The following is a 10,024-nucleotide window of genomic DNA, read 5'->3' as shown; positions in this document are numbered from 1 at the left end:
GGCTGGGTTGCTCAGGGTCACGGTGTAAGTGATCACGCCACCTTCGGTGACGCTTGGCGAAGCAGTCAGGGTCGCGGTGGTATTGTCGGTCGAGTCGTTGATCGTCGTCTGAGCCGGAGTCGGGCTCGGGGTCAGCTGTTCGAAGTTGCCGCCCGTGGCGCCTTCGATGGTGACGCTGACAGTCGAGCCGTTGTTGTAGACGTCATTCGCCGGGGTCTGGAAGTCGACACTGCCCTGGGTCTTGCCGGCTTCAACGGTAATGGTCTGACCGTTGGACAGGGTGATAGTCACCGGAGTCTGGGCCGGGTTGCTCAGGGTCACGGTGTAAGTGATCACGCCACCTTCGGTCACCGACGGGCTCGCCGTCAGGGTCGCGGTGGTGTTGTCCGCCGAGTCGTTGATCGTGGTCTGAGCCGGAGTCGGGCTCGGGGTCAGCTGTTCGAAGTTGCCACCCGTGGCGCCTTCGATGGTGACGCTGACAGTCGAGCCGTTGTTGTAGACGTCGTTCGCCGGGGTCTGGAAGTCAACGCTGCCCTGGGTCTTGCCCGCTTCAACGGTAATGGTCTGACCGTTGGACAGGGTGATAGTCACCGGAGTCTGAGCCGGGTTGCTCAGGGTCACGGTGTAGGTAATCACGCCACCTTCGGTCACCGACGGGCTCGCCGTCAGGGTCGCGGTGGTGGTGTCGACGGTATCGGTAACCTGGGTAACCGCCGGCGTTTGCGGCAAGGTCACCGTCAACCCGCCACCACCGGTGGCACCTGTAACGGTCGCCGAAATCTGGCCACCGTCGATATACGGAGTGTCGTTCGCCGGGACCACGACGTTGACGCTACCACTGGTCTGCCCGGCCGGAATGACAATCACGGCACCATTGGACAGGGTAATTACCAGGTTGGTGGTCGGCGCCTGGCCTACCGTGGCGGTATAAACGATTACGCCACCCGCTTCGCTGATGGAAGGGGTAGCGCCAAGAATCAGGTCGGTAGCGGCATTGGTATCCGTCGTCGGTGTGGTCACCAGGTTGTTGCCATTGGTGTCCAGCAAGCCAACTTCTTCGCTATCCAGCACGGCAGCAAAGCCCAACCCGTCAGTCGGGAAGCCAACAGTCGGGTCAACCCGGCCCGCAGTTTCTTCAAGCATCACAAAGCTGTGACCACCGCCAAGCGCGCCACCACCGCCCGCGGCCGACGGGCCGGCCGCAGTAGCCTCCAACTCGGTAGTCGGGTCGACACCAGCAGCAATCGCCTGCTGCAGCTCTTCCACCGACGGCGCGGCCTGTGCGGTCGCCTGGCTCAGGTCGGTGCTACTGTCAGGCGCATCGGCGCTCCACTGGCTGTCACGGCCCAGGTCGAGCAGGCGGCCATCGGCAAGTTCCAAAGTAACTGCGCCGCCCGGGCCAGTGAGCACTTCCTCACCAGCCAAAAGGCGGTCCCCTTCGATGAGTACACGCCGGATGCCCTCTGGGGATACCGCAATAACCTGGCCGACAATACTTTTGACGATGGCTACAACGCTGCTCATTGGACTCTCCGTGTGACCCTTTGGGTACTTCCCTGCCAGAGCGGCACTTGCAAGCCACTTCAGGCGGAACTATGTCGATGATCTCTTGACGTTTTTTGACGTCAATATTTCGTCTATAACTATTTGGAATTGCTTAACTGCCAAACTATTGACCTTATACAAGCCATCCTAAACAATCGGCAATGTAATGTCACATTGATATTTGAACCTTAGCCAACCGTTTGCTGAGGACAAATGTCGCACATCATCGAAAGCGTGTTTTTTATGTTTCTGCCACGCAATTAATGCTGCAAGACAACCGTTCATCGGGGGCTGTCAAACAATCAGGCGTCAATATTCAGGTCCCAATCGTGCCCCCGGATCGTGGCTAGGATACAAGCACAAACCTTGCCTGAAAGCAGGCAGACGACGGCCTGAAAACCAGGCAGAATCGGGCCTGTACGATATCTCATGGCGGCTGCAGCCTTCAGCGGTGCGTAACCACACCCTGCAACTTGCTGTAGATCAAAGAGATAGCAAAGCACTACGCAAATACTGCAAACCCGAGAAGCGGGGAAGCGCTACGGATTGCTGAGCCAGGCTTGGCCACGACCTGCCTCCTTATCGATGAATTTTGACTAATTAGTTACAGAGGGGCGTCAACAAGCCAGCGCCTGTTTCCTGACAATGCTGTATGCCCATACCTACTGCATCTGTGTCGCCAGCTGTACGGCAGTCTATGCTGCAAATTAGCTTCGGCCTGGACGCTGAGTGGATCAAAAATGAAACATCCAATGCCCAGCGTCGTCTGGTAAGAAGAAGACCGTAGAATTGTTTACTCCGTGTCGATTCAAGGCGACCATTGGCCAACTGCCCAGGCGTCGGGGTGCCGTAACCCTCGTCATCACTGCTTGGCAGCACCACTGAAAGCCAGGGCGAGCCGACCAAGCCTGAACGGCGGCACACCCACCCCACCCACCACAAGGATGAAGAGAGCGCCGCGTGGAATCCGAAGTCAGTCGAGTCCAACTCAGCCACGATCCACGCAGTCAGCATGACGATCCCTTGCTGGATAGTCTGTTGAGTCTGTGTGTCCTGCACCAGAAACCCGCCAGCCGAGTCATGCTGACCACCGGCCTGCCGCTACCCGCCCAGCGCCTGAGCCCCGAACTGCTGCCCCGCGCCGCAGCCAGGGCCGGCCTGCAGGGGCGGCTGCTGCAGCGCAAGCTGGAGCAGATCCCGAGCATCGCCATGCCAGCCATGCTGCTGCTCAAGGAGGGCCGAAGTGCCGTCCTGCTGGGCTGGGAGAATGAAGATACCGCGCGCCTGTTGCTCAGCGAGAGCGACGGCGGCGAAGTTCACGTCAGCCGCGAAGCACTGCAAAGCGACTACAGCGGGCGGGTGTTCTTTGCTCAGCCGCAGCACAAGTTCGACGTCAACCATGGCAACCTCATCCCGCGAGCGAAGTCGTGGTTCCGCGACACGCTGCTGCGCAGCAAGTGGCTGTACATTGATGCCATCGCCGCCAGCCTGGTGATCAACCTGATTGCCCTGGCCGCGCCACTGTTCGTGATGAACGTGTATGACCGGGTGGTGCCCAACCAGGCCACCTCGACGCTATGGGTGCTGGCCATAGGTATCGCCGGCGCGTACATCTTCGACCTGATCCTCAAGGGCCTGCGCGGCCTGTGCCTGGACCTGGCCGGGAAAAAGACCGACCTGATCATCTCGGCGACGCTGTTCGAACGTATCGTCGGCATGTCGATGAAGTACCGGCCGGCACGGGTTGGCAGCTTTGCCCAGAACATTCACGAGTTCCAGGGGCTGCGCGACTTCCTCGCCTCGCTGACCCTGACCAGCCTGATCGACCTACCCTTCACCATCCTGATCCTGATCGTCATCGCCATCATTGGCGGGCATCTGGTGTGGATCCCGATCATTGCCTTCCCGCTGGCCCTGAGCATCGGTTACGCCCTGCAACGGCCGCTGATGGCGACCATGGAGCGGACCATGGCCCTGGCTTCGGAGCGCCAGTCCAGCCTGATCGAAACCCTGGCCGGCCTGGATGCGGTGAAGGTCAACAACGCCGAAAGTGAACGCCAGTACATGTGGGAGCAGACCCTCGGCACCCTCAGCCGCCTGGAACTGCGGGTAAAGGTACTGTCGAGCCTGGCGATGAACATCACCCTGCTGATCCAGCAACTGGCAGGCGTGGCGATGATCTGCGTCGGCGTGTACCTGATCATCGATGGCAACCTGAGCATGGGCGGCCTGGTGGCCTGCTACATGCTCAGCGGCCGTGCCCTCGGCCCGCTGGGCCAGCTCAACGGCCTGCTTGCCCGCTACCAGCAGGCCAAGGTGACCATGGTCTCCACCGACCACATGATGGAGCTGCCGCAAGAGCGCAACTTTGAAGAACGCCCACTGAGCCGCAAGGTGCTGCAGGGCAGTGTCGAGTTCCGCGGGGTCGATTTCACCTACCCGAACCAGCAGAACCTGGCCCTGAAGAATATCAACCTGACCATCCGCCCCGGCGAAAAGGTCGGCATCATCGGCCGCAGCGGCTCGGGCAAGAGTTCGCTGGCCAAGCTCATCGTCGGCCTGTACGAAGCCGATGGCGGCTCGCTGCTGGTCGATGGCGTGGACATTCGCCAGATCGACGTCAGCGAACTGCGCCACAACATCGGCTACGTCCCGCAGGACATCCAGCTGCTGGCCGGCACCTTGCGTGACAACCTGGTCAGCGGCGCCCGCTACATCGAGGACGAACTGATCCTGCAGGCCGCCGAACTGGCGGGCGTGCACGAGTTCGCCCGGCTGCACCCGGACGGCTACGAGCTGCAAGTGGGTGAACGGGGGCAGAACCTGTCCGGCGGCCAGCGGCAGAACGTCGCCCTGGGCCGTGCGTTGCTGCTCAACCCGCAGATCCTGCTGCTGGACGAGCCGACCAGCGCCATGGACAACACCGGCGAAGAGCGCCTCAAGCAGCGCCTGCAAGCGGTGGTAGAAGGCAAGACGGTGCTGCTCGTCACCCACCGTGCCTCGCTGCTGTCGCTGGTGGACCGGCTGATCGTGATCGATCGCGGGCAGATTGTTGCCGACGGCCCGAAAGCCGCGGTCATGGATGCGCTGAAGAAGGGGCAGATCAGTGTTGCATAAGCTGGATATTGGGCAATTCAAGGACGGCCTGCGGCGCTACTTCAAAGGCAGCGACTCGCTTGGCGGCCAGCCGCTGCCTGAAGTAAACAAGGCGCTGATCGAAGACGCGCCGCGGGTTGTGCGGTTGACTATCTGGGGCGTGATCCTGTTCTTCGTGTTCTTGATCGTGTGGGCCAGCGTCGCCCCCATCGACGAAGTCACGCGGGGCGAAGGCAAGGCCATTCCGTCTTCCAAGGTGCAGAAGATCCAGAACCTTGAGGGCGGCATCGTCGCCGAGATCTTCGCCAAGGAAGGGGAGATTGTAGAAGTGGGCCAGCCATTGCTGCGCCTGGATGAAACCCGCTTCGCCTCCAACGTGGGTGAAACCGAGGCCGACCGCCTGGCCATGGCCCTGCGGGTCGAGCGCCTGAGTGCCGAGGTCCAGGACAGCCCGCTGAAGATCGACGAAGAGCTGCGCAAAGCGGCGCCAAGCCAGGCAGCCAGCGAAGAGTCGCTGTACCAGAGCCGGCGCCAGCAGCTGCAGGACGAGATTGGCGGCTTGCAACAGCAGTTGGTACAGCGCCAGCAGGAGCTGCGCGAATACAGCTCCAAACGCTCCCAGTACGCCAATAGCCTGGAACTGTTGCGCAAAGAAATCAACATGTCCGAGCCACTGGTAGCTACCGGTGCAATCTCCCAGGTCGAGGTACTGCGCCTGCGCCGTGCCGAAGTGGAGAACCGCGGCCAGCTGGATTCCACCGCATTGGCCATCCCACGGGCCGAGGCGGCCGTGCGCGAGGTACAGAGCAAGATCGAAGAAACCCGTGGCAAGTTCCGCAGTGAAGCGCTAACCCAGCTGAACGAGGCGCGCACCGAGCTGAACAAGGCCACCGCCACCAGCAAGGCGCTGGACGACCGGGTGCACCGCACCATGGTCACCTCGCCAGTACGCGGTATCGTCAAGCAGCTGCTGGTTAACACCATTGGCGGGGTAATCCAGCCAGGCAGCGATATCATCGAAATCGTGCCACTGGACGACACACTGGTCATCGAAGCGAAGATCCTGCCCAAGGACATCGCCTTCCTGCACCCTGGCCAGGAAGCAACGGTCAAGTTCACCGCCTATGACTACACCATTTACGGTGGGCTCAAGGCCAAGCTGGAGCAGATCGGCGCCGACACCATCACCGATGAAGACAAGAAGACCACGTACTACCTGATCAAGCTGCGCACCGACCGCAGTCACCTGGGCACTGACGAGAAGCCACTGCTGATCATTCCGGGTATGGTGGCGACGGTGGATATCATGACTGGCAAGAAAACCATCATGAGCTACCTGCTCAAGCCGATCATGAAGGCGCGTTCGGAAGCGCTGCGCGAGCGTTGATGATTCTGGCCACATGCTTCATGTGGCCCCGCTGGCCCTATCGCCGGCAAGCCCGCTCACACAGGGACTGCACATGGCTAGAGGACGATGCGGATGGTGTGGGAGCTGGCTTGCCGGCGATAGGGCCGGAACTGCCAGCCCAAGCACTCAGCGCCAGGGCGCAGGTTCGCCGACCAGTTGCCCCTGAATCCCGCCTACCCCCATCTCCTGCAACACCAGCCGCTCCCCTTCAGTCTCGACCCGCTCGGCAATCAGCGGCAAATCAATGCTGTGTGCCGCACGCTGGATCGCCTCGATGAACAGCCGCTTGTGCTGCTCATGGTCGATGTTGCGGATGTAGCTGCCGTCAATCTTGAGGTACGCCAGGCCCAGATGCGCCAGGTTGCCGATCATGCTGAAGCGCCCGCCAAAGCGCTGCAGCGCCAGGCCGAAACCAAGCCCGTGCAGGCGCCGGGTCAGGTGCTCCAGGGCAGACTGCTCGGGCAGTTGCTCTTCGCCAATCTCAAGCACCAGACGCGGGCCCAAGGCCGCGTTCTGGCCCAGCAACTCGAAGACCCGCTGCAGCGCCTTGGCGTCGGCCAAGGTGGCGGCGGACAAGTTCAGCGCCAACACCTGGTCATGCCCACGCAGGTGCGCCAGCACCTTCTCCAGCACCAGCACGTCCAACCGAGGCATCCAGCCGAAGCGCTCCAGCCACGGCAGGAAGCGGCCCGCCGGCAATGCCTCGCCCTGGCCATCCTGCAAGCGCGAAATCACCTTGTGGTGCAGTACCCGTTGCTCAGTACCGCAATCCACCACAGGCTGGAAGAACAGCTCGAAACGGCCGTTCTTGAACGCCTGGTCGAGCCGCTCGTGCCAGGCATGCTGGCTGTCCGCCGCAACGGCAGCCACGCCTTGTTCAAGGCACACCCAGCCCGGCGCCGGTTGGTTCTCGGCACGGGCCAGGGCTTCATCAGCGAGCTTTAGCAGCGCTTGGGGCGCATCACCGGGGCTGTAAGGCGCGAGGCCGATGCAGGCCACCGGGTCGATGTCACTGGCGCCGGTTTCATGCAGGCTCTGCAGGGTCGCCTCCAGGGCCTGGGCGAGCTGTACCGCTTCCTCATGCACCATGCCCGGTGCCAGCACGGCGAACTCGCCACCACGGCTACGGGAAATCAAGTCGTTGGTTTCCGGGTAGCTGGCACAAGTGCGGCGCAACTGCTCACCCACAGCCTGCAGCAGCTGGTCGGTACGCTGGCCGCCAAGGCGGGCGTTCAACCCCGCCAGCCCCTGAACCCTCAGCAGCAGCAGGTAGCCGGCGCGGGCTTCTTCCAGGTTGCTCACCCGGGCGTTCAGCTGCATTTCGAAGTAACGGCGATTGGACAGCCCGGTCAGGCTGTCCTGATAGGATTCGGCGCGCAGCCGCTCACTGCGTTCGGCCTGTTCGGTGAACAGCGCCTTGAGCTTCTCGACCATCTGGTTCATCGCCTGCACCACACGGCGCAACTCCGGTGTACGCGGCAGTTCTGGCAGGCTGAGGAACTCGCGGCGGGCAATGGCGTGGGATTGCTCGACCATGTAGTCCAGCGGCCGCAACTGGCGGCGCAACAGCAAGGCGCCGAGCATGGCACTGGCCGCCCCACACAGCAGCAACCAGCCCAGGCTGCCCAGGGCGCTCTGCCAGAGCTTGGCAATGGCGAACATCGGGTGGCTGATCACTTCAACGCGCGCAGCCTGCTGCCAGCCGCGGCTGACGATGGCATCGCCGCCAGCGGCCTCCAGGCCGATCAGGCGCACGAACCAGCGCGGCACCCCGCCAGGGTCCGGCTCGGCGTGGCGCTCCACCAATACGGCGTTGGAACCCAGGTCGACGACCTTGATGCTGGCGTAGTAGCCACTGTCAAAGATCGAGCTGACCATCAGCTCGACCATCGCCGGGTCGTCGATATTCGGCGTTAGCGACAGCGCCAGCGCGGTTGCCGCATCCTGCGCGTGAGAGCGTAGTTGGTTGACATACTGGCTGCGCGAGCTTTCCAGGCTGACCATGAAACTGCCACTGAAGGCGACCACCAGGAACAGGCAAATGGCCAACAGCAATTGTTTGAACAGTGACATCTGTGCTCCTTCAGTAAACCGGCTCGGCCGGGAACCCTTCGGCCTGCATTTTTTTCAGCAAGTCCTGCCAGCGTGACAGCCGCTTGGTATCGCCGACCTTCTTGTTGCCTGCGGCGCCCGTCAGCCACAACCCCTCGCCATTGAAGGCGTATACCGGCAGCAGGTCGGTACGCTGGCTTGCCGGCTTGATGGCATCCATCAGGCTGTCGAGCACCAATGGCTGGGCCTGTGGGCTTGAATAATAGGTCAGCACCATGTGTGCTCGGTTCTGCCGCAACGCCTTGACGTAAGTGATGCGCAGTTTTTCGCTGGGGACGCCCATGCGCCGCAGGCTGAAATACTTGGCGATGGCGTAGTCCTCACAGTCCCCAGCACCTTTGATCAGTGCCTGAACCGGCGTGGCCCAGTAATCGACCTCATGCCACAGGTCGATGTCTTCGACATAGCGCAGCTGCTGGTTGAAGAAGCGGTTGACCACCTGCAATCGCTCAAGCTCGCTACCCTGCCTCTGCGTGGCCATCAGGTTCTGCCAGGCATCGATGCGGCCCTGCCCGGTACCCAGCGGGCCATACAGTGCCTGCGAATTGCGGCTGATCTGGGAAAAGTCCCAATCCGCGTGCAAGCCGCCCAGCAGCAGACTGCCCAGCAGCGCGGCAAAGCCGACACGTCGCACAACGGTTTTGAGCAGCCAGGATATCGCCACTGCGAAGCCCTGTTCAGACCAGTCGAAAGCAGCGATGGTGGGGCTTGCCAAGGCAAAAGACAATGGCATCCTGCAATCATGCACCCGCTGGTCAGCCGGCCTACACTTTATAGTTATATCCTTCTATAGGCTGCTTCCTTTGGCAGCCGACTTCATCCACCATAGCCGCGCTTTTTGGGGCTCCCGATCAACCGAAGGTTATGGTTTGACACCCCGAAGGCTGTTATTAGTTTCATTGGAACCAACTTTAGTCATCGTTGAGGCAGACTGCGCGTGGCCGAGAAAATCAAATTGAGCAATGTGCTGGCCAGCGAACAGTTGTTGCCGCACCAGGCCCGTGCCGTGATCGAAGAACGCTTGCGCAGTGCCATTCTTGATGGCCGCTTGCCCCCTGGTACTGCCGTACGACAACAAGAGCTCGCCACCCTGTTCGGCGTCAGCCGCATGCCCGTGCGCGAAGCCCTGCGTCAGCTCGAAGCGCAATCGCTGCTTAAAGTGGAGATGCACAAAGGTGCGGTGGTTGCGCCGTTGATCGGCGAGGATGCGGTGGACACCTATGCCCTGCGCGTATTGCTCGAAACCGAAGCCCTGCGCCAGTCCATCCCATTGCTCGATGCCAGCGACATTGCCAGCGCCCGTGGGTACATCCAACAACTGGAGAACGAAACCCACCATGCCGAAATCGGCCGCCTGAACCGCCTGTTCCACATGGCGTTGTACAGCAAGGCGCCAAACAAGAAGTTGCTGCGGCTGATCGAGAACGAACTGAACGAGGAAGAACGCTTCCTGCGCTTCCATCTTTCGTCCATGGGCCTGGGCAAGCTCACCCAGGACGATCACAACGCATTGGTGAACGCCGCCAGCGACAAGCTGGTGGAAGAGGCGGTAGCAGTGCTGGAAAAGCACCTGAATACCGCAGCGCGGGTAATCCGCAAGTACCTGGATACGCAGCTGGGGCGCTAAACCGTTACTGGTTTTATACGCGACGCAACCAGACAGGTTGCAAATGACTAGGCCAGCATCAACGACTATTAATGGCTCGGAAAAGACAAAGCCCCTGTCTGCATCGCAGACAGGGGCTTTGGGTTTGAATCTTGACGATGACCTACTCTCACATGGGGAAACCCCACACTACCATCGGCGATGCATCGTTTCACTGCTGAGTTCGGGATGGGATCAGGTGGTTCCAATGCTCTATG

At 61.2% G+C, this 10,024-nt stretch carries 6 protein-coding genes and 1 rRNA gene; 3 read left to right on the top strand and 4 right to left on the bottom strand.

The window, feature by feature from the left end:
* On the bottom strand, positions 1 to 1,524 hold a 1,524-nt coding region (locus tag ABE456_RS27330; RefSeq protein WP_346646709.1), incomplete at its 3' end, for a retention module-containing protein.
* Between the two features lie 981 nt (positions 1,525 to 2,505).
* Here ABE456_RS27330 and ABE456_RS27325 point away from each other — a divergent pair.
* Both ABE456_RS27325 and ABE456_RS27320 read left to right on the top strand, forming a co-directional pair.
* Positions 2,506 to 4,662, top strand: a complete 2,157-nt coding sequence (locus ABE456_RS27325; RefSeq protein ID WP_346646708.1) for a type I secretion system permease/ATPase — start codon at positions 2,506 to 2,508, stop codon at positions 4,660 to 4,662.
* The gene (locus ABE456_RS27320; RefSeq protein ID WP_346646707.1) at positions 4,652 to 6,028 is read left to right on the top strand and encodes an HlyD family type I secretion periplasmic adaptor subunit; all 1,377 of its coding nucleotides are present in this window, start codon (positions 4,652 to 4,654) and stop codon (positions 6,026 to 6,028) included. The genes ABE456_RS27325 and ABE456_RS27320 overlap by 11 nt, the downstream gene beginning before the upstream one ends.
* Positions 6,029 to 6,175: 147 nt before the next feature.
* On the opposite strand, the gene lapD is transcribed toward ABE456_RS27320, so the two are convergent.
* Together lapD and lapG are read right to left on the bottom strand one after the other, a co-directional pair.
* On the bottom strand, positions 6,176 to 8,122 hold the full coding sequence (gene lapD / locus ABE456_RS27315) for a cyclic di-GMP receptor LapD (RefSeq protein ID WP_346646706.1): 1,947 nt from the start codon (positions 8,120 to 8,122) through the stop codon (positions 6,176 to 6,178).
* A gap of 10 nt (positions 8,123 to 8,132) precedes the next feature.
* A complete protein-coding gene (gene lapG / locus ABE456_RS27310; protein ID WP_346646705.1) occupies positions 8,133 to 8,894 on the bottom strand; it encodes a cysteine protease LapG in 762 nt (253 codons plus the stop codon).
* Between the two features lie 204 nt (positions 8,895 to 9,098).
* On the opposite strand from lapG, the gene ABE456_RS27305 reads away from it, so the two are divergent.
* Entirely contained in the window at positions 9,099 to 9,788 is a 690-nt protein-coding gene (locus ABE456_RS27305) for a GntR family transcriptional regulator (protein WP_346646704.1), read from the top strand.
* A gap of 129 nt (positions 9,789 to 9,917) precedes the next feature.
* Here the strand turns inward: ABE456_RS27305 and rrf are convergent.
* A 5S ribosomal RNA gene (rrf, locus tag ABE456_RS27300) occupies positions 9,918 to 10,024 on the bottom strand; the annotation flags it as partial.

It is taken from the genome of Pseudomonas sp. TWI929 (assembly GCF_039673335.1).
In the GTDB taxonomy this organism is placed as follows: Bacteria; Pseudomonadota; Gammaproteobacteria; order Pseudomonadales; family Pseudomonadaceae; genus Aquipseudomonas.
This window is presented reverse-complemented; position numbering and strand designations above follow the sequence as displayed.

What these genes read in the sequence shown, in the direction of transcription:
- lapG (WP_346646705.1), bottom strand. Translation starts at nt 8,894, where the DNA reads ATGCCATTGTCTTTTGCCTTGGCAAGCCCCACCATCGCTGCTTTCGAC.
- lapD (WP_346646706.1), bottom strand. Translation starts at nt 8,122, where the DNA reads ATGTCACTGTTCAAACAATTGCTGTTGGCCATTTGCCTGTTCCTGGTG.